At 61.7% G+C, this 17,819-nt stretch carries 20 protein-coding genes; 11 read left to right on the forward strand and 9 right to left on the reverse strand.

The features are described 5' to 3' along the window. Positions 1 to 532: 532 nt before the first annotated feature. Positions 533 to 1,660 carry an integrase domain-containing protein gene (locus M3A49_RS35160; protein WP_266233042.1) on the reverse strand — a complete coding sequence of 376 codons (1,128 nt, stop codon included), beginning with the start codon at positions 1,658 to 1,660 and terminating at the stop codon, positions 533 to 535. Positions 1,661 to 2,780: 1,120 nt separating this feature from the next. Here M3A49_RS35160 and M3A49_RS35165 point away from each other — a divergent pair. The 4 genes from M3A49_RS35165 to M3A49_RS35180 all read left to right on the forward strand — a co-directional run bounded on the left by M3A49_RS35165 (position 2,781) and on the right by M3A49_RS35180 (position 4,807). After that, the gene (locus M3A49_RS35165; protein WP_266232990.1) at positions 2,781 to 3,791 is read left to right on the forward strand and encodes a PRTRC system protein D; all 1,011 of its coding nucleotides are present in this window, start codon (positions 2,781 to 2,783) and stop codon (positions 3,789 to 3,791) included. Next, positions 3,788 to 4,222, forward strand: coding sequence for a hypothetical protein (locus M3A49_RS35170; RefSeq protein ID WP_266232991.1), 435 nt, complete (start codon positions 3,788 to 3,790; stop codon positions 4,220 to 4,222). Before M3A49_RS35165 ends, M3A49_RS35170 begins: the two co-directional genes overlap by 4 nt. A gap of 175 nt (positions 4,223 to 4,397) precedes the next feature. Further along, the gene (locus tag M3A49_RS35175; protein ID WP_266232992.1) at positions 4,398 to 4,559 is read left to right on the forward strand and encodes a hypothetical protein; all 162 of its coding nucleotides are present in this window, start codon (positions 4,398 to 4,400) and stop codon (positions 4,557 to 4,559) included. Further along, positions 4,559 to 4,807 carry a hypothetical protein gene (locus M3A49_RS35180; protein WP_266232993.1) on the forward strand — a complete coding sequence of 83 codons (249 nt, stop codon included), beginning with the start codon at positions 4,559 to 4,561 and terminating at the stop codon, positions 4,805 to 4,807. Before M3A49_RS35175 ends, M3A49_RS35180 begins: the two co-directional genes overlap by 1 nt. Before the next feature lie 77 nt (positions 4,808 to 4,884). On the opposite strand, the gene M3A49_RS35185 is transcribed toward M3A49_RS35180, so the two are convergent. From M3A49_RS35185 to M3A49_RS35210, 6 genes are all read right to left on the reverse strand, one after another. Beyond that, positions 4,885 to 5,103: a hypothetical protein gene (locus tag M3A49_RS35185; RefSeq protein WP_266232994.1), complete on the reverse strand. Its 219-nt coding sequence runs from the start codon at positions 5,101 to 5,103 to the stop codon at positions 4,885 to 4,887. A 96-nt stretch (positions 5,104 to 5,199) separates the two neighbouring features. Next, on the reverse strand, positions 5,200 to 6,336 hold the full coding sequence (locus M3A49_RS35190) for a primase-helicase zinc-binding domain-containing protein (protein WP_416339079.1): 1,137 nt from the start codon (positions 6,334 to 6,336) through the stop codon (positions 5,200 to 5,202). A gap of 249 nt (positions 6,337 to 6,585) precedes the next feature. Beyond that, positions 6,586 to 7,179: a single-stranded DNA-binding protein gene (locus M3A49_RS35195; protein ID WP_266232996.1), complete on the reverse strand. Its 594-nt coding sequence runs from the start codon at positions 7,177 to 7,179 to the stop codon at positions 6,586 to 6,588. 12 nt (positions 7,180 to 7,191) lie between these two features. Beyond that, entirely contained in the window at positions 7,192 to 8,013 is an 822-nt protein-coding gene (locus M3A49_RS35200; protein WP_266232997.1) for a hypothetical protein, read from the reverse strand. A gap of 8 nt (positions 8,014 to 8,021) precedes the next feature. Further along, on the reverse strand, positions 8,022 to 8,453 hold the full coding sequence (locus M3A49_RS35205; RefSeq protein ID WP_266232998.1) for a hypothetical protein: 432 nt from the start codon (positions 8,451 to 8,453) through the stop codon (positions 8,022 to 8,024). A 112-nt stretch (positions 8,454 to 8,565) separates the two neighbouring features. Next, positions 8,566 to 8,937 carry a hypothetical protein gene (locus M3A49_RS35210; protein ID WP_266232999.1) on the reverse strand — a complete coding sequence of 124 codons (372 nt, stop codon included), beginning with the start codon at positions 8,935 to 8,937 and terminating at the stop codon, positions 8,566 to 8,568. 335 nt (positions 8,938 to 9,272) lie between these two features. Between M3A49_RS35210 and M3A49_RS35215 the strand changes: the two genes are divergently transcribed. The 7 genes from M3A49_RS35215 to M3A49_RS35245 all read left to right on the forward strand — a co-directional run bounded on the left by M3A49_RS35215 (position 9,273) and on the right by M3A49_RS35245 (position 15,116). Continuing rightward, entirely contained in the window at positions 9,273 to 10,103 is an 831-nt protein-coding gene (locus tag M3A49_RS35215) for a nuclease-related domain-containing protein (RefSeq protein WP_266233000.1), read from the forward strand. A 222-nt stretch (positions 10,104 to 10,325) separates the two neighbouring features. Then, positions 10,326 to 10,706 (forward strand): hypothetical protein, encoded by a 381-nt coding sequence (locus tag M3A49_RS35220; protein ID WP_266233001.1) that lies wholly within the window; start codon positions 10,326 to 10,328, stop codon positions 10,704 to 10,706. Between the two features lie 106 nt (positions 10,707 to 10,812). Continuing rightward, positions 10,813 to 12,057 (forward strand): hypothetical protein, encoded by a 1,245-nt coding sequence (locus tag M3A49_RS35225; protein ID WP_266233002.1) that lies wholly within the window; start codon positions 10,813 to 10,815, stop codon positions 12,055 to 12,057. A gap of 71 nt (positions 12,058 to 12,128) precedes the next feature. Beyond that, a complete protein-coding gene (locus M3A49_RS35230) occupies positions 12,129 to 13,361 on the forward strand; it encodes a FlhC family transcriptional regulator (protein ID WP_266233003.1) in 1,233 nt (410 codons plus the stop codon). Beyond that, entirely contained in the window at positions 13,345 to 13,524 is a 180-nt protein-coding gene (locus M3A49_RS35235) for a hypothetical protein (RefSeq protein WP_266233004.1), read from the forward strand. Before M3A49_RS35230 ends, M3A49_RS35235 begins: the two co-directional genes overlap by 17 nt. A 14-nt stretch (positions 13,525 to 13,538) precedes the next feature. Continuing rightward, positions 13,539 to 13,904 carry a hypothetical protein gene (locus M3A49_RS35240; RefSeq protein ID WP_266233005.1) on the forward strand — a complete coding sequence of 122 codons (366 nt, stop codon included), beginning with the start codon at positions 13,539 to 13,541 and terminating at the stop codon, positions 13,902 to 13,904. A gap of 195 nt (positions 13,905 to 14,099) precedes the next feature. After that, positions 14,100 to 15,116, forward strand: a complete 1,017-nt coding sequence (locus M3A49_RS35245; protein ID WP_266233006.1) for a CAP domain-containing protein — start codon at positions 14,100 to 14,102, stop codon at positions 15,114 to 15,116. 866 nt (positions 15,117 to 15,982) lie between these two features. Here the strand turns inward: M3A49_RS35245 and M3A49_RS35250 are convergent. Both M3A49_RS35250 and M3A49_RS35255 read right to left on the reverse strand, forming a co-directional pair. After that, positions 15,983 to 17,203 carry a hypothetical protein gene (locus M3A49_RS35250; RefSeq protein ID WP_266233007.1) on the reverse strand — a complete coding sequence of 407 codons (1,221 nt, stop codon included), beginning with the start codon at positions 17,201 to 17,203 and terminating at the stop codon, positions 15,983 to 15,985. A gap of 9 nt (positions 17,204 to 17,212) precedes the next feature. Then, entirely contained in the window at positions 17,213 to 17,812 is a 600-nt protein-coding gene (locus tag M3A49_RS35255; RefSeq protein WP_254344955.1) for a type 4 pilus major pilin, read from the reverse strand. Between the last annotated feature and the right edge of the window lie 7 nt (positions 17,813 to 17,819).

Raw genomic sequence — 17,819 nt, forward strand, 5'->3', positions numbered from 1 at the left:
TCCTACTGGACACCACGCAGGCCTCCCGAGGTAAGCTCAACCGCCTTCACCGCACACCTGCCAGATCTACCTCCCCGGTCCTTGATGGTTGTGGACTTCGCGATCATTTGCTCGCTCGTCCGACCTGGTGGGCCTCATATCTGGTTTCTGTTCGTCAGGTCGCGGCTTTGCTACACGCTTCCTTCAGACCCCGCCTCGCGACGACGCCCTTGCGTTTCACTAGCCCTTCGCCCCATCTGGCTGGGCAGGGGACTCGCACCCCCAAGCTGTTGCGCATGCTCGGCGCACAAAAAAAGCCGGCCCAGATGGGCCGGTTCGAAGGAACTCTGGCTGGTGCCGGGGACCGCCAGAATCTGAGAGACAACAAGGTCATTGTGCCCCGCGTCCGGTCTCCCGTTTCCCCCGTATCGTTGGTTCTTTACCGTCCATTCGCTTCTTTCCCCTCAGAAGCGGGCGGCGCGTGCATATTGCCGCCTGATCTGCGCGCGCGATGTGCGGCAGCGCACGCTTTTCATCAGATGAATACCCGTCACTAAGCATCCAGCAACCGGTACAGCGCCTGCCGCGAGATGCCCAACGCGGCCGCCGCATGTGTCTTGTTTCCGCTCGCGGTTTCGAGCGCAGCCCTCGCTTCGTCAATTGTCGGATTGGGCCGGGCCAGTCGTTCCTGCCGCGCAAACGTCGAAAGGTACGCGTTGGCCTTGGTCACGCGGCTATGCCCCGCCGCCGCAACAACGCGGCGCATGGCTTCTGCGTGCAACTCGGGATCGGGACGCATGCCCTGCTGTTTGATCGGCGCAGGAACGCCGCTCGTCTTCTCATAGAGTTCCTGCAGGTACTGATGGCGCAGGCCATGGCTTGTAACGCCCAGGCCCGACTTTGTGATGCCGTGACGCTCGAGCACGTAGTAGTACCTGTCTCGCCACTGCTCGAGCGAGCGGTCCTCCGGGATTGTCGAACCGGTCCGCGGATTCGCAAGTCGCGCAGCCTCCTCGAGCACCGCGATCTTTACCTCAATCGGCACCTCGCGCTCTCGCCCACCCTTCGTACCACGCGTGACACCGAGCAACCCGGCATCCTTCACGGCCTCAACGGGCCTGAGCAGGAAACTCTCCTCGACGCGCAATCCGAAAGCCACCTGGAGCTTCAGTTGCACGGCCACGCGCGGGCACGTCGTCGCGATCTCAGCGATCTTTTCGTGCGCGCTCACGCCATTCGCCTCCCACGAGCGATCCACCTCGGCCACGTAAGAGCGCACAAGGCCGTTTTCCTTGCGGTCCACATAGTCCGCGAGCGTGCCCACGAGATTGCTCTTGCCCATCCACTCGCACAGGGCGCGTAGGTAAGTGAGCTTGTTCTCGATGGTGCCGCCGCTTTGTTTCGCGCGCACCCAATGCTGTACCAGCCACTCGATGTGCTTGTGGCACACGTTCCACGGACTCGTTATCGCATATCCGCCTTCGCGCAATTCGACGAGCGCCGCGCAGATCCCCCTCACGCGATACTCCTGTGTCTTGATCGACAGGGATTTTGCGCTGATCCGCGTCCTGCTGTGTACCGTCGCCACGTGAACGTCGAGTAGCGCAATGAGCGCCGCCGCTATCGTGGGCGTCAGCCGGTAGCCACGCACGACCGCGCGCACGTTGAGGATCGCCGCCATAGTTTTCATTCTCCGTTGTGAGGGTCGCCTCGCGACCGATGGCCCCGCCTGCGGCGCAACGCCCCTGCCTGGCGTCACGTCCGCGAGTGCGCGGGCCTGATTCCTGTGCCGCTCACCGTGCGGCTTCGCCGATGCCCCCGGCGCGGGGTTTGCTGCCTTCCTTGCCTTTAGCGATTCCATCCGATCAGCCCGACGCACGGAAGAGATGCGTTCCGACTGTCCACCTTGCTGCGGCACGGGCCCGGATCGCGCTTCGCGCAACCCCGCTCCCGCGATTACTGCCTGTGCTGCCTTTGCCGCCTGCTGTGGCTACCCGACCGGCCCCGGACGCGCTACCGCGTCTGGACGCAGCCGACGACACATTGCCGTCCGCTACGCCCGGGCCAACTGCCGGGCAATTCCTGTTGCGCATTTCTGGTGACGGCTGCGCGGACCGTTCTATCTTCCGTACAGGGAGGCGCGAATCACTGGCGTGGCCAGCGCGCAGGCTCTCCCCCGTTCCGAAGCACGTTCATCTCCGCCGCGGTGTATCGGGCTTCGTGAACGCACCCAGCACTGTGGCTGAAGGAACGTGTGCAGGCGCATGAGGCGGGTCGCGAACTGTCCAACTGTCCGCGTCCACGTTTCCTCATTGCGCCACATTGCGGCGGACACCCGCCAATCGTATGGATATCGCACTGTCCAGTGGTCCTCAAGTTGGACCACTGTGGACTTGATCTGATTGAAAAAAAATCCGCCTCACAGCGGAGCGCGGACAGGTGGAGATTTCTGACCCTTGCGGGCCTGGGATGGTGGCCCGTCGGGCCGAAGAGAAGACGCACGAAGTGCCTTGCACTTCAGGTCGATGCGTCAGGGACGCAGCAGGTATTGCCAAGGATACGCGCAGAACGCACGAATGCTCGTGCAAAAGATCACCACATCCCGCTCGCTTTCGGTGACTCGACTTCGCAATGCCGTCGATAGACTGGACCCAGCAAGGTCTGATTTCAGACTGGGCACGACAGCCTTGTGATGTCCAGGATCAAGTCGGACCTTGTTCTTACGGGACGCGCAAAGTTGGACTTCATGTCCAACCTTGTCGTCCAAACGATCCGCTCTAAAACCGGGAAACAAGCACACCATGAAAACGTCCGTCTTCGCTATCGATGTCGGCTACGGCAACACAAAATACGCACACCGCTCGGCGAGCGGCACTGTCGCAACAGGAATGTTTCCATCTCTCGCACCACTGGCCGCAACGCACGCACTCTCTGGATACGGTGACGGCGTTCTCGCATCGCGCAAGGTGGTCACTATCACGATTGACCGGAATGAATATGAAGTTGGACCCGATGTGTCGCTGAGCGCTGCCTACGGCAAGACCGGCAGCGCTCTCGCCGATGACTATGTGATGAGCGACAACTACGCCGCGCTACTTTTCGGAGCCGTCCATTTTGCTGGTGTCACGCATATCGAGCGCCTGGTGCTCGGCCTGCCCGTGCACAACATGAATAAATATTCGGGCGCGCTCAACGAGCGTTTTGCCGGTGAGCACGATTTCGGCGCCGGTCGCGTGGTTGTCGACAAAGTCGTCGTGATTCCCCAGCCGCTCGGCTCGCTGGTATTCGCATCCAGTACGCGTGGCGACAGCTTCAGTCGCGACGACGCGCATCTGGTCATCGACGTCGGCTATTTCACGACCGACTGGGTGTATGCGAACGGCTTCAAGATGGACGACAAGCGCAGCGGCGGCGTGCCCGGCGGCGCGTCGCAAATCTACCAGTTCATCGCGCGTCTGATCTCCCTGGCCGAAGATGACAACGTGAATGAAATTGAACTTATCGACAAGGCGCTGCGCGAGCGTAGACCTTTCGTCCTCTACGGGAAGGACATCGATCTCTCGCCCTATCTCGAGAGGGCAAATCCAATCGTTGCCGACGTCGTGAAACAAATGCAGAACAGCGTCGGCCATTTGCGGAATGTACGCTCGATCGTCCTCTCTGGCGGCGGCGCGGCGCTGTATGCATCCGGGATCCGGCGAGCGTTCCCTCGAATCGTAATCGAGGTGATCGACTCGCCGTGCATCGCAAACGCGCGAGGTTTCCTGCTTGTCGGCGAAGCCGGCCTTGCACGCGAGCGCCGCGCATCATGACCGACAAGATCGAGATGACCGTGACGGTCAATCCACTTGTTTCGCCAAAGCTCTACCAGCGACTGCGCGCCTGTAGCTCGCCGCGCGAGCGCGCAATCGTGTTCCGCGCGCTCGCTGAAGCCAGGCTATGGGACGAGACCATGGGCAATGCACAGCCTGTCGAGCGTGGCGCCCCGGAGCGTCAGGAAATGCCCACTGCACCGCGGCAAATGATGCAGGAACGCCCGGTTCCGAAGGAAGCCGCGGCATCGAACATTGCCTCAACAAAGTCCACAGCAACTGAGTCGCCCAGCCCGATTGCCCCTTCTGCAACGGGAAGCGAAATGGCGGGATCATCGGACGCGTTCCGGACTGTGGGCTCTCCCGAGTCCGACGACTGCGGCTCGGCGTTCAACGACGCGCTAATGGGTGATTTCGCCGAGTTTCACTGAACAGGTGCCGCCCGTCGGTCCGCCGCCAAACTGCTCACGACGGTTGTGAGGATGGTGGACCAACGGCGGATCCCTGCAAGACTTGACTTCCGCATGCGCGTGTCATCATGAAATCGGATGCAAGTACAACTCCCTGCACCCGTGCATACACAACCATCCCTTCGAGGAACACGACATGGAATATCAACTGCTCGACGCCATCATTCACGGTCAACGTCTGAACGAACCGCTCACGTGGGTATATATCGCTGCAATCATTGCCGTGTCGATTGCAGGCTGGAAGTTCGGCGGCCTGGCATTCGATGCGTATCACAAGACGAACGGCGAGGAACAGTGATGGACAGGCTGATGCACGCATGGACGATCTTCATGACATGGCCGCCGATCGCGCGGCGGGCCGCCATCGCAGTTCTTCTTTACCTCCTGTGGCTATTTTCCGCGTGGATCTACAGCGAGGGGCTGCACGATACCGCGGTGTTTCTTGGCACGCTCTCGAGTGCCGGCTTCTTTTACGCGATCGGCGGCTGGTACGCGGTGTGTGGTGTCTTTTCCCTGCTTTTCCGGTGCCGGCGAATCTTCCGGTAGTCGCGACGGCCCGTATGGACGAAAAAAAAGCGGCGTCTCCCTTTTTGGGGAGACGCCGCTTTGCTTGCGTACTGGAATCATTGCACAGGCTTCGTCGCCATGACGGCGAGTCGCAACGTGCAAAAATCGAAGGCCGACTCGAACGGCTCGTCACGGGCAACCGTCTTGCAGCTCATCCGGTCAAACACATCAAAACCGGTCGCTTCGGACTTGCACACCGGCTGGTGACCATTGGCCGCGCCATTGGTTGCGACGATGGTAAAGCGGTTCCCAACCTTCATTTGAAAAAAGCTCATTTCCCACCTCAAAGAAAAGAGCCCGACGGTCCATCCCCGGCGGGGACGAATCCCCACCGGGCTGGTTCAAGAAAGAGCCGGACGAACCGGCATTGATTACACCGCTGGTGCAACGCTTGATGCGTCACGAGTGCGGTTTGCGGGCGGCACTACTGCATGCGCTGCAACCCAGCGTGACTCCCATTGGTCAGCGAAGTCAGTCCCACGTACCTTCGGTCGGTGCGGTACGACCGTATAGCCTTCGGCCCGCAACCGTTTCGCGAGGACCAGGCCGGCACTCACGCCCGGCGACTGGCGCGTTCTCGGATCGATGTCATCGAAGTCCATGAAGATGTGCACAACCTTGACGCCGAGACCTTCCGGGACAACAAACTGCGACAGATGAATCCGGTTCAGGCAATACCAGACCGGCACACCCGACTCCATGTGCGCGCCATAGACCGTTTCCAGTCCCTCGCCCACACCAATCTCTCCGTCAACCGGAGACATCAGACGCACGGCGCCGCCCGCAAGCGGGTTGAGCGTCATGTCGTTGAGTTTCGCATCGAGGATCTCGCCGTCCCGCGACACAATCGTCGCCTTCGCAGGCTTGACCGGATCGAGGAAGGTGCGATGCAGTGTGCCAAGTCGCCCATCGGGCAGCTCGAATCGCGCCACGATGCCCGGCCACTTGCCGATCACCTTCCTGTCGTGGCGATACTCGAGCAGGCCAAGACGCAGCGCCGGTGACGGTCCGGCCGTGAGGCCGGGCACGCGTTCCTGCAGGTAGCGCATCGACAGATCGCCCACGGCCTGCGGCCGCGCGCTACGCCACATACCTTCCAGCCGCCTCGCAACGAACGCCGGATCAGCCTTGCGCTTCGGCGCGGGCACTGCTGTGTGCTGCGGCGCGCGTGACATCGGCGGTGGGCCGCCATCAAGCTCGCGCATCAGTCGATACAGACCCATGCGGTTAGCGCGGGCGATCAGCTGAAGGCCGTCGCCTGCCATCGGATGGCCGTCATTGCACTTTCGGCAAATCCAGTCGCCGCGGCCGCTCTTGTTGTCATAGGTAAAGCGGTCATCGCCTCCGCACACCGGACAGGAACTTGCGTTACCGGTCAGGCAGTCGGCGGAAATGCCGTAACGCATCAAGGTCGAAATCCACGCTTCCGGGGAGAGCGCGAATTCCTTCAGCTTGCGTTGCAGCCACTCGTACTTCTCGGGTGGCAGCCCGCATCCAGACGTACTCATGTTGTCACTCTCCATTGTCGGAAGTGGGTTGGTCGGTGCCTGAGACAGGCGTAAAAACGCGTGCTCAAAGGAGCGGCCCGCGCGCAGCGGGCGGCTCTTTTGAACAGGTTTCTGCTGATCGAGATAGCGGGCCCGCGACGCGTGGGGGCGGCAGACAGCAGGTGTTGCGCGCGCACCCGAAGGTGCGCCACGAAACGTCAGGTGAGGATCTGCGGGAGTCGCGGATCCGTATGGTGAGCCCTTACGGGATTAGATAGCGGCCCATTCCGATCGTGAATATTGGGGTCGGCACGGAATATCGTCATCGATTTCATCAAACCCACCGCCGGCTGGCGCACGTGTACCTGCACCGCCACCAGCCGAGGACTGCGGAGGCCTTGCCCGGGGCGTGACGCCGGAAGCCGCGCGCGGTGCGCCGGAGCCGGCGTTGCCCGCATTGCGTTGCGGTCGCGCTGCTTCGCGCGATTCGAATTCATCGTCGCCGCCAGGTTCACGACGCTCGCCGCCGCTGCGACCGCCGAGCATCTGCATCTGGTCTGCAACGATCTCGGTCGAGTAGCGATCGGTGCCGTCCTGCGCCTGCCACTTGCGTGTGCGGATGCGCCCTTCGATGTACACCGACGAGCCCTTCTTCAGATACTCGCTGACGATTTCGGCAAGGCGTCCGAAAAACGAGACGCGGTGCCATTCAGTCATTTCCTTGAACTCGCCCGACGCCTTGTCCTTGTAGCGGTCGGTGGTTGCGAGACGGATGTTGGCCACAGCGTCGCCGCTGGGCAGATAACGGACTTCCGGATCCGCGCCGAGATTGCCGACGAGGATGACCTTGTTTACAGATGCCATGGAGTAACGCTCCTATTTACGTGTAATTGACCAGAGCCACTTGTCCCAGAGGACCTGCTCGCCGTCTTTCATGACCGGGCGACCGCTGTCCGTGAACGCGGGCACCTTTACTTTCCTCAGCCGGCGAACGGAAACGACGTCACCGACCTTGCAATGCGACTCGGCGATCGCGTCCTTGAGGCCTTCGCCCTGCAGGACCTGCTCGCCCAGCGCCGTGTGGATGTGCAACGCGAAGGACGTATAAAACGGCTTGCCGGTTCGCTTGCGGTTGGGAAACTTCTCTTCTCCCCAGCTCACCACCTTGCCGTGTGTCGCGGCGAGCATGTCGCCGCGATGGGCCGTGGATTCGTGCGGCGTGCGCGGTGCTTTCGGAACGTCGGGCTCGCCGGGTTCGCGACGCACTGGATGCGAGTGCCCAGTCGAGTGCGGGAAAACCGGTTCGACTGACGCTGTTGCGAGAGCAACGGGCGGCACGCTGCGCGAGCGGATCGCAGTCGCGATCGCATCCTTGAGCGGCGATGCATGCTCGCGCACGACGGACCAGTGAGGCGCGAGTTCGGGAAGGATCTTCGTGCCGAAGGGCGTATCGCGCGCGCCCTCTTCGAACGCCGGGATGAACTGCACGATGCAGTCGCCTTCGTCGACGAAGAGATTCGGCACATCTTCGATGCTGACGAACGTTTCGTTCGGCGCACCCTCGCCGACCCGTCGCGGTTGGGCGGGTGCCGGTTCGGCGTGGACAGTTGACACGGGCGCGGCCTGCGACTTTCGAGGAACAGCTGCAGATCCGGGAAAGAGTTCCGCGAGCGCACGGATAAAGTAGTGAGCGGCCATGTCTTCTCCTACAGCAGCGAGCCGAAGCAGATGCGGCGCAACGCCTCGAGGTCGCGCGCGAGTAGCGGCGTGTCGAGGATTACGGACTGAAGCGTCTCGGGATCGATCCCGTTGACGCTGCACACGTGCGCGTAGGGCAGCGCGCCGTCCCAGTAGCCCATGATCCATCCGAGCGTGGCACGGTAGTCGTCCGCATCGAGCTTCACGTTGCGCAGCCGTTCGCTGAGCATCGTTGCGCAATCCATCAGCGATTCGGGCATGCGGTCGCCGCGGCGGCTGTCGCGTGCAAGCGTGATCAGTGCATCGATCATCCCTTCGCGAACGGACGGGCTCCAGTACTGCGGGTCCGGCAATGGATCGGGTTTGGGAGGCACGACGAGTACCGGAGTGGCCTCGCCGCCAAAGATGTCAAGCTGCCAGGCAGCGACTTCTGGTTTCATGGATTGCTCCGGATTCGACCGGGCAATCGCATCTCCCTTGCCGGGAATGGATTCCCGGCAAGGGTAAGGGCCACCGCGGCAATCGCCGCGGTGGAAGTGGAAATGACGGCCCCTAGTCGTGGGTGCCCGTCTTCTTCATGGGGATAACGACAGCCGACCTGGCGTACTGCCGGGCCGGTGGCGTTTGCGTATCTGGCGCAGGCGATGCCTGCGCAGCAGCGTTCGCCGTGGCCGTATTGAGTGCCTGCTCGCGCGCCTCGTTGGCGCGTTCGCGGGCGGCTTCAACATCGGCCGCTTCCAGCGCCTTCGCCTTCAGCACGAGTTGCTTGCGGAACCAGCGAACAGCAACGAAGCAAAGAAAGATGCCAACGAAAAAAGACGTCGCGGCGAGATACACGATGAAGCACAAGGCGAGCAGCTTGCCCGGGGACTTGAGCATATCTTCAACAAACAGCTTCCGCATTTTTCTCTCCAGAAAAATCAACGCACAAGGGAATGTCCAGGCGATGCCTGGTGGTTTCGATGCTCGTGACGAGCAAGGAAAACCGGTGCGCGAAGCACGTGCGCCGTGGCCCGGTTTCAGGCCACCGCGGACGGACTCGCGAGAACGGTAGGGAAATGGAAGAGGCGGCACGAGAACCGTGCTGCGTTTCGATGCGTGCGGGACGCGATGACATCTAGAGCGTATGACATAGGTTGGCGCGCACGCGCGCCTATGCTCGCGAATTCGCGTGAGCTTTCATTCAGTGGTGTCGTTTTGCAGGCGCCTGCAGGCCAAAACGCGGAAAGCTCCACTTTTCGTGGAGCTTTCCGGTCTTAATGCAGGATGTCGAGCGGCGGCGCGCTGACTTGACTTCGCAAAATGCCTGGCAGACTGGTTTCACTACCCATCGAAAGGAAGTGATCACCATGTACAGCCTCGTCGTAGTTGCCGCCCTCGGTTACGTGGCTTACTGCTTTAGCAAGCGCGCGCCGGGCGTGCGCAAAAGCCTGTGGCACACCCATGCTCGCGAGTTCGGGCAGCCCACGCCCGCTACACGTGCGCAGCTTCGCGGAGAAGCCGGTGAGGCCGCGGTGCGCACCGAACTGCGCCGCGTGCTCGCGAGTCTCTGCGGCGAAAACTTTTACGTGCATGACGGCCCGGTGCTCGTGCGCCATGCGCCCGGCACGCCCTTCCCGACCGCCGAGATCGACCACCTCGCCGTGACACCGTTCGGCATCTTCGTGATCGAAACCAAGAACTGGAGCGGCGCGATCGCTCCGTGCGCGACTCGCGACAAGGTTTCGCGTACAGGCATCGACGGCACGCGCGAAGTCCGGCGCTCGCCGCTCGCACAGAACCGCACCAAGGTGAATTTCCTCAACCAGAAGCTGCCCGCAGTCTGGCCAATTGAGGGCCTCGGGGTCTTCGCCGCTTCCGACTGTGCGCTGCATCCCGACCTTCCGATGTCGTTGATCCACATCGACGATCTCGCGCTCTGGATGCGCCAACGGCGTCACGAATTCAATGCTTCGGGTCGCAAACCGGTGAATGTTCGCGTCGCGTGGCAGGCAATTATGCTGAATGCATCAACTGACGCCATGGAACTAGAGGAACACTACAAGAGAGTAAGGGTTATCCCTCAAGTTGCGACGGGAATTGCCGTATGAGGGCGCAGCAGCCACACACGAACTACGTGAAAGCTGCGTGAATTTCATCATCTTTCGCGGGAATGCCAGACACGTGCGCGCGTACCCTAGGCCAGTGAGTGCCAGAAGGGACCACCCGCATGTCCGGCAGGTTCCTGCGAGTCGCACCAGAGAGAGGCCAACATGAAAATCGAAATAGATCCGCCGTTTGAACCGACCTTCGGCATCGTTCCCGACCACCACATGAGCACCGGCAAGGCGCTGGCCGACATCATGCGCTATATCCACGACGCATACGTTGCCCAACGTGGCGACAGCGAGCAGACGTCGCGGAAGGCGAAACGGGACGCGTTCGAATATATCGAGCGGCAGTACAGGTTTTCGCCCTCGAAGATCCGCCTGTATCTGAATATCCACGCCAGGTTCTACACCGACTTCCTTGCCTACGAACACCTCCGGCTGACGGACATGCAACTGCTTCTCGGCCAGGACATAGGCGACGACATCGTTTCCGCCGTCATCGACATGCGCCAGGCAAACCCGTGTATGTCGACGCGCGAGGTGAAAGACGCGATCGCGAAGCTGCGCCGCGGCGAGCGCCCGGAGAGACATCTGCCGGACTGAACACCCACACGCGCTCACGCGTCCAGACGCCGGCAAGAACGCCTGTCGCCAACCCGTGCCATCGCGCTTGCATGCCGCACCATCCACATTGAGAGACCACCCAACAATGAGCAACAAGAAAAAGCCGCCACTCGACCCTGACTTCGATCCCACCGTCCCGGAGGAAGGCGTCGTCGTTCCTGAATCGAATGAATCGGGAGACATCTTCAGCGACCACCTCCCTTCCGCCGAAGAAATCGCAGCCTCCGCGCGTGAATCGTTCGGCAGCACGCTTCCCGAAGAGCTTCTTCAGGGTCTCATGCGCAGCAGTGCCGAGATCAACGAATCCGTGCGGCAGATCCTGAACGCACACATGGCGCTGGGCTTTCGCTTCGGGGAAATCATGCGCACTGTGCACCGCGCCTACGTCGTGGCCTACGGCGACAGCCCGACGACGTTCCTGCGGGCGAAGAGCGACGCACATGCCTATATCGAAAAGGTGCACCGTTTCTCGCAATCTAAGATCCGCTTGCACCTGGACGCCTACGCGAAATTTCACAACAACGCGGAGGCCGTTGAATTCCTGCGCCAGACGGACATGCAGTTGCTGCTTGGCAAGGATCTTGGCGATGAGATCATCAACGCCGTGATCGAGCAGCGAAAGACCAACCCGGCCCTGTCCACGCGAGAGGTGAAAGATCTGATTGCGGCGTACCGGGCGAAAACCGACGAGCTCACGGCGACCCGTGAGCAGGTCGAAACCGGCAACGAGGAAATCGCGCGGCTGACGTCGCTGTATGACCTGAGCCGTGCCGAAGAAAAGCGCCTGCAGCGCGAGATGGAACAGATGCGCCTGGAACAGTCGAGAACGCAGGAAGCGATGGATCAGCTGCGCAACGACTACGCGTTGGCCGGACAGTCCCGAAGCGCCCTTCATCAGCAGCTGAGCGAGGTCGAGAGGGAGCGCGATGCCGCCCTGCGCGAAGCGACGGAACTGCGCGACCGCCCGCCGCCGGTGAATGACGATCCAGAGGCCCGGGCAGCCCGACGACGGCTCGACGAACAGATCGCCAAAATGCTGAAGGAAGCGAATGACCTCGAGGAGCGCATCGCGGCCCAGAAAGCGGAGGAGGCAGCGATCGCCGCGAGGATGGAGGAGGCAGGGAGCGCTCTCGAAGCGCGTAAGCAAGCCGACGAACGCGTGAATGCGCTGGTCATTGAGTTCGGCGAGTTCGCACAGCGTTATCACAGCGCCCAGTTGTTCTGTACCGCCGAAGGCAACCCGCAACGTTACAAGGCGATCTTCAATGCACTCGCCGACGTCGTCGGCAAGTTCCACAGCGAGATCGTGGCCGCAAGCAAGGCCGCCTGAAAAACCGCGCCCGGGGGCGCGCGGACGTGCCACGCCGTCACGTCCTGAATACACCTAAAAGAAGACGAAAAATGAATACCACGAGCAACAACCACACAAAGAGTGCCGACGACTACAAGGCGCTGGACCAGTTGTACCTGCCTCACTGGCTCGCAGAACGCATCTGCACGGTCAACTACGATCTTGTCGAACACATCCTGCAGCTTCTCCCGTCGAACAATGGCTTCAGCTCGATCTATGGCGTCGACCGTGAATCCATCAATCATCTGCACCACAACGCAAGTTCGTTACGCAGCCTGCTCGGCACGCCAGTCCTCATGCTTTCGCCCACCCTCACATCCGTCGAGGACTGGCGTTGCTTCGTGGACGATACGCCGACCACGCTCGCCGTAGACGTCCTGCGCAACAGCATGCCCCCGACCCGGGACGGTCTGACCAGGCTGACGATCCAGCACCACAACCGGCAGTATCTCGACATCGTTCAGGCCGTCGCGAACATGAGCGTACTGGCTGTGCCGCTGCTCGGTATGCCCCCCGAGCTCGTGCGTTACCTCGGTAACCTTCCCTCCGGGAAGCTGCGCAGGGCGCTTGAGCGCATCCGCGACCTGCCGCTGTTCCAGTGGCGCTTTCGCAGCCAAGCCTTCTGGTTCGAGTTCACGGCACACGACCTCAACGTCGAGCAGGTTGCCCATCACATCATGGCCACAACGCCATTCAGGGCGGGCGACCTGCCTCACAGCGCGACGTGGACGGATCTGCGCCTGGGGCGTGAGACTCACGAAACCTACGCCGCAGCGCTCATGGCGCACGGCGGGCGGGCGAGTACAGCGGCGACCCTGTTTCGCCTGCCCCAGAGCAAGACCCGGCAGATGTACCAGACGATCCACGGCAAGCGCTCTCCGTGCGGCAATCTGCCCAACTCGCTGCAGTGGTTCGTCGACAAGCCAGGCCATCGCCTTCACTCGACGCTCTTCATCTGGCTGTTCAGCGCGGCGCTCGAGATGAACGCGAACACCCCGCAGGCGCTCATCGCTGCGTGCGATCTCTACTCGAATCTCTTCAAGAAGGGTGCGCTGCTCACAGCTGACCGCGCGTGTGGTCTTACGCGATGGATGGGCGCCGGCACGCGCCTCTCGATTGCGCCGTGCCGAGAGTGCCAGACCCATTACATCGTGTCGAACAACGAGTCGAAGATCGAAATGCACCACAGCTTCATCTGCCCGGCGTGCACTGGCAGCCTGGTGCCCCGCGTGCGCGGCGCAGGTCGTAACCGCCGGAGGAACGCAAATGCAGCAGGCAAGTAACCGGTTCGTTCTGCCAGCAGGCCTCGTCATATTCAGTGCCGACGGCAAGGCGCAGTTTGGCTGGCAAAACCCGGAGACCGGCGCGTACTACGCCGAGGACGATGGGCACTGCATCGTCGACGCGATCGGCGGCGTCCCGTGGCACGCCGACACCATGCATTGACTGGAGCTAGCGTAATGGACGACCTTGCCTGGATGGTTCGCGACAGTACGTCGGCGTGGCTTCGTGGCTACGACGACGGCCGCTTTGCCGGCTACGAGTCGTTCTACCGCAACGCACGGCACGCAGCGCCTGAGGGCTTCGACCTCGAAAAGCTCAACGAGGAATATGCCCAATGGGTCACAGAACGCCCAGGCAAGGTGATTGTTCTGCTTAACCGTCCGATCGTTGCACAGGCACTGATCGCGTTCACCGCAGTCTGGATTGCCGCACAGGCTCTGCCCCACCTCGCTGGCGCCGCGCCGAAGTCAACGGCCGGATTGCTGGTCGCCGCATTCATCGGCCTGCGTGTTTTCCACCGGAAGCGCCGCAAGCGCGCCTGATTTGACTCATTGCGCATAGAAGCCCGCTTTCCCGGCGGGCTTCTTCAGTTTTTGCTTAAAGACTTTCCAATTCTTACCGTTACCGATAGGGTGTGCCCCGCTTCCGCCACGGGAACTTGACTTCGCTCCCGGCCTGGCAAACTGGTATCAGGCTCGCGCGAGGGGCGCAGCTAAATCACCAAGGACCTGAAGAAAATGAAACAGAAGAAGATCACCGCGCTCACCGCCATTTCCTTTGCAGCCGCATTGACGCTCGCCGCTTGCGGCGGTGGCGGCGGTGGTGGCGGTGGCGGCAGTGGCTCGGGCAGCAACAACTCGTCGTCGGGCTCGGGCTCGACCGGCTCCGGCACGACTACCGTGTCCCCGACGACCGGAAACGTTTCGACGCCGCAGTACGCATCGGCGAGCGCGCAACAAGCCATTTTTGACCAGATCAATACGCAGCGTCAGGCGTGCGGCTTCCCGGCACTGACGGAAAACACACTTCTCGATCAGGCCGCGCAGGCTCACGCGGACTATATCGGCAAGAACGGTGGCACGATCACCGATGAGGAAGTTTCGGGTAATCCGGGCTTCACTGGCGTCACGTATACCGACCGTGCGGCTCACTTTGGCTATCCAACGACCGCGAGCTACGCGACGGGCGAAAGCGCGGGTTACTACACCAATGCCACGCTCAGCGAAGCAACTTACGGGACTAATATCGCGACCGCATGGTCGAGCGGGGTCTATCACGTGGCGGCGTATGTGTGGCCGACTACGCAAATCGGCATTGGCTGGAACGAAACGACGTACAACGGCTTCCCCGAAGCGCATGGCGTCATCCAGATCGCGAACCTGCAAACGATGAGCGGCAGCGTTCCGTTGATGTACCCGTGCGAAGGCGCGACTGGCGTTCCCTACAAGGTCGTTGGTGAGACGCCCACTCCACCCAACACGAGCGGCGCGTGGGGTCCGGCTGTGGCAGTTGGGGCAAATCAGAGCGACACGATCGTATTGACGTCTGCGACCCTAACGGACACGTCGGGCAACGTCATCAACTTGCAAGTGCTCGATTCGGCGAAGGATACGAACAAGGTTCTCCCGGCCTTCGAAGGAGTTGCTTACCCTGCGGCACCGCTCACTCCGAACACGAAGTATTCGGCTGTGGTCTCGGGCACCATCAACGGTACTCCTTTCACCCGCACCCGCACGTTCACGACCGGCAGCTAACCGGCTAGTCTTTCTGGATAGTCGCAATAACAAAGGGGTGCAGTCTTCACAGGCTGCACCCCTTTTTACTAGACCTGAAAGCGTACCCACTGCAACCCGATCAATGGCACGTGCCAATGTTTTTCATCATGCCAACAAGGAGCAAATGCGCGACATTGTTCGTCCCAGTCGGGAGATAGCAGATACTTGCGGCAACGATGCCGGGCTGTCCGGTATTGGCGTCTATCTGACTCGCTGCTGCAACGTAAATATCGTACGCAGTGCCGTCCGAGGAACCAGGCATCGAGCCAGTAGTCGCGGGATAAGCCCCATTGCAGTAGAGATCTGGTGCGATTGAACTTGCACTATTCAGGACTGGCGTATAAACGTTGCCATAGCTGGCCGCGCCTGTCATCGTGCCGCTGGAAGAAATAGCGTACTGCGAGGCAGAAGGTCTAAGTACCGTCCCAGCTATCGTGCCTGGGAAATTGCCGGTTGCTGCACAGGCGGCCATCTGTGTAGGGGGCGACACCGGCGGAGCCTGCGGGATGCAGGACAAGCCAACCCAATTTGATCCGTCCCAAACTGGTGCCGAGTATTGGTCGTACCCAGGCGCGCAGGTAGGCGGCGCCTGATAGTTACACTGCGGCTGCGAGAATTTTGAGCCCTGCCACACTGCGGCCGCAACCGTTGTCCAACCTGGACCAGTCGAACATTGGGGCGGTGTCTGCGCCGCGCGGTATTGCGGCCCAAGGCAGCTCGAATCCTGATAGCCGTAGGAGCAATGCGCTGGGGCCTCTGCTTTCGCGCTCGCCGCGCCGAGCAACAGGATCAGTCCAAATGCGACGCGCTTCCACCGCGACATGCCGTTTTTCATCGTTGTTTTCCTAGTAAGCGCAGTAGGTCTCGACGACGCCTTGCGCACCAATGTTCGCGTTCGAACCATCGGTCAAGTAGACCGTCCACGGCCCCGACCCCGTCGTATATGCGTTGACCTGGGCGGTCGTATCGACACTGAACGTCTGTGGCACCAGCAGGATCTGGGGGGATCCCCCGGCAGAGCATTGAGGCGCCGGGACGTAGCTCCCATATCCCACGGTGTAGTACTGATAGCGCGGAGCGGGGCCGCTGACCGGTACCCACTGGTTGTAGAGGCAGGACAGCAACTGGCCAGACCCGTCTGCATTGGCTGCAACGCGCGTGGTACCGGCGGTCGACGTGCAGCTCGCTCGGGGCGTCGCGGTGTTCGCCACCTCCAGGGCCCCGTAGACCGTCGCGTTGCCGTGCACCGCGGCCGTGCCCGTGTCGATCGGCGCGGGAGCCGTGCCCGCAGAATTCTGCACATAGAGCGTCGAGGGCGTGCGCACCGCGTTCGACACATCGACGTTCGACGCCGACACTGCAGGCGCGGCGATGGTCCCTGTGGCGTCAATGCTATTGACGTTGTGCAGGCTCACGCCGTTGACGTTCTGGTCGCCGGTCCACGTCAGGCTGCCGTCACGCCGGATGTATAGCGAGTTGCCGTCCGAGTTCTGGCCGTTGGTCGCCAGAATCGCGGCTGCGGGCGTCCCCGTAAGTGGGTTGTTCGCGGTCCACGCGCCGTTGAGTCCCGAGATCGTTGCGGCATTGCGGGTCGACGAGTAGCCGAACTGCACGTCCTGTGAGTTCGCCGCGACGGCGATCTGCGCCGCGCCCGACACGTCCGGTTTGCCGTTGCGCGTGTACGGGAGCGACGGGTAGAAGATCCAGGACACGTGGCAGTTGCCTGCCGTTTCCGTACAGCCAGCCGGAAGCATGTTCATCTGGATTGTGTAGCTCCCGCCCCAGAACGGCACCGCGCGGTACGTCTGCTTGAGGTTGCCAGCAGTCTGCAGGTCGGCGATCGTCGGCGCGGTGAGCGTCGAGTTGCCCGACTGCGTGTACTGGGTGAGCAGCGTCGAGAAGTTCTCGTTGGCCCAACGGCCCAGAGCGTCCGTGATCACCGCCTCGTTCTGGCCTTCAGTAGCGAGCAACGATGCCAGATGCTTCTGGATGTCCTCGCGAATCGAGTACACCGTCAGGATCGCAGACGCCGCCAGGAAAACCGCCATCTCGATAATGCTGCCCATGCCCGGTCCTTAGCTGCGCGTCGTGTACATCGCCACCGTGGCCACGTCGCCGCCAGAGGCACACGCATTGCCTGCCGTCGCACTGCTGAACTTCGTCGACGGGCTCGCCACCACCGTGCCATTCACCGTGACCTCAGTGAAGATATTGGCGACCGCACTGATCGACATCGAGCAGACCGCCTTCGGCACCGGATAGCTCGTCACAATCGCGTCGTTCGACGACGTGACCGTGCCAGGCTCGGCCGTCACCTGGCCACCAAAAATCCCGGTCACCGTCGAGTAGTCGCTTGCCACGCGAGCGCCAGCCGCATCGAACGCGTGATTCTGCGCGAGCGTCGCCAGCGTCTCCGCCGAGAAGTCGGAGTCGTTCGCGGTGGCGTTCTGGATGCCGGTGTGAAACATGCCTGCCTCACTCTTGAAGGTGGAGGACTGCACCATGTTGCGCACGAACGGCACACCGTAGAAGAGCGCGAGCGACAGCAGCGCCGCAGCACCGAGCACCGCACCCGCCTCGATCAGCGACAGTTCGCCGCTCTGCTTCTTCAGGCGGCCGAGACGACGATGGAATTCCTTCTGTTCGGGCGTGCGTTGGGAGACGTTGGTTTTCATGGAGGTC

The sequence above is a fragment of the Paraburkholderia sp. CNPSo 3076 genome (assembly GCF_026343935.1).
Lineage (GTDB): Bacteria > Pseudomonadota > Gammaproteobacteria > Burkholderiales > Burkholderiaceae > Paraburkholderia > Paraburkholderia nodosa.

Coding starts and splice junctions, on each gene's coding strand:
- M3A49_RS35250 (WP_266233007.1), bottom strand. CDS start 17,203: ATGGGCAGCATTATCGAGATGGCGGTTTTCCTGGCGGCGTCTGCGATC.
- M3A49_RS35245 (WP_266233006.1), top strand. CDS start 14,100: ATGAAACAGAAGAAGATCACCGCGCTCACCGCCATTTCCTTTGCAGCC.
- M3A49_RS35255 (WP_254344955.1), bottom strand. CDS start 17,812: ATGAAAACCAACGTCTCCCAACGCACGCCCGAACAGAAGGAATTCCAT.
- M3A49_RS35235 (WP_266233004.1), top strand. CDS start 13,345: ATGCAGCAGGCAAGTAACCGGTTCGTTCTGCCAGCAGGCCTCGTCATA.
- M3A49_RS35225 (WP_266233002.1), top strand. CDS start 10,813: ATGAGCAACAAGAAAAAGCCGCCACTCGACCCTGACTTCGATCCCACC.
- M3A49_RS35180 (WP_266232993.1), top strand. CDS start 4,559: ATGGACAGGCTGATGCACGCATGGACGATCTTCATGACATGGCCGCCG.
- M3A49_RS35170 (WP_266232991.1), top strand. CDS start 3,788: ATGACCGACAAGATCGAGATGACCGTGACGGTCAATCCACTTGTTTCG.
- M3A49_RS35190 (WP_416339079.1), bottom strand. CDS start 6,336: ATGAGTACGTCTGGATGCGGGCTGCCACCCGAGAAGTACGAGTGGCTG.
- M3A49_RS35220 (WP_266233001.1), top strand. CDS start 10,326: ATGAGCACCGGCAAGGCGCTGGCCGACATCATGCGCTATATCCACGAC.
- M3A49_RS35215 (WP_266233000.1), top strand. CDS start 9,273: ATGCAGGATGTCGAGCGGCGGCGCGCTGACTTGACTTCGCAAAATGCC.
- M3A49_RS35165 (WP_266232990.1), top strand. CDS start 2,781: ATGAAAACGTCCGTCTTCGCTATCGATGTCGGCTACGGCAACACAAAA.
- M3A49_RS35205 (WP_266232998.1), bottom strand. CDS start 8,453: ATGAAACCAGAAGTCGCTGCCTGGCAGCTTGACATCTTTGGCGGCGAG.
- M3A49_RS35195 (WP_266232996.1), bottom strand. CDS start 7,179: ATGGCATCTGTAAACAAGGTCATCCTCGTCGGCAATCTCGGCGCGGAT.
- M3A49_RS35175 (WP_266232992.1), top strand. CDS start 4,398: ATGGAATATCAACTGCTCGACGCCATCATTCACGGTCAACGTCTGAAC.
- M3A49_RS35185 (WP_266232994.1), bottom strand. CDS start 5,103: ATGAGCTTTTTTCAAATGAAGGTTGGGAACCGCTTTACCATCGTCGCA.
- M3A49_RS35200 (WP_266232997.1), bottom strand. CDS start 8,013: ATGGCCGCTCACTACTTTATCCGTGCGCTCGCGGAACTCTTTCCCGGA.
- M3A49_RS35240 (WP_266233005.1), top strand. CDS start 13,539: ATGGACGACCTTGCCTGGATGGTTCGCGACAGTACGTCGGCGTGGCTT.
- M3A49_RS35160 (WP_266233042.1), bottom strand. CDS start 1,660: ATGGCGGCGATCCTCAACGTGCGCGCGGTCGTGCGTGGCTACCGGCTG.
- M3A49_RS35230 (WP_266233003.1), top strand. CDS start 12,129: ATGAATACCACGAGCAACAACCACACAAAGAGTGCCGACGACTACAAG.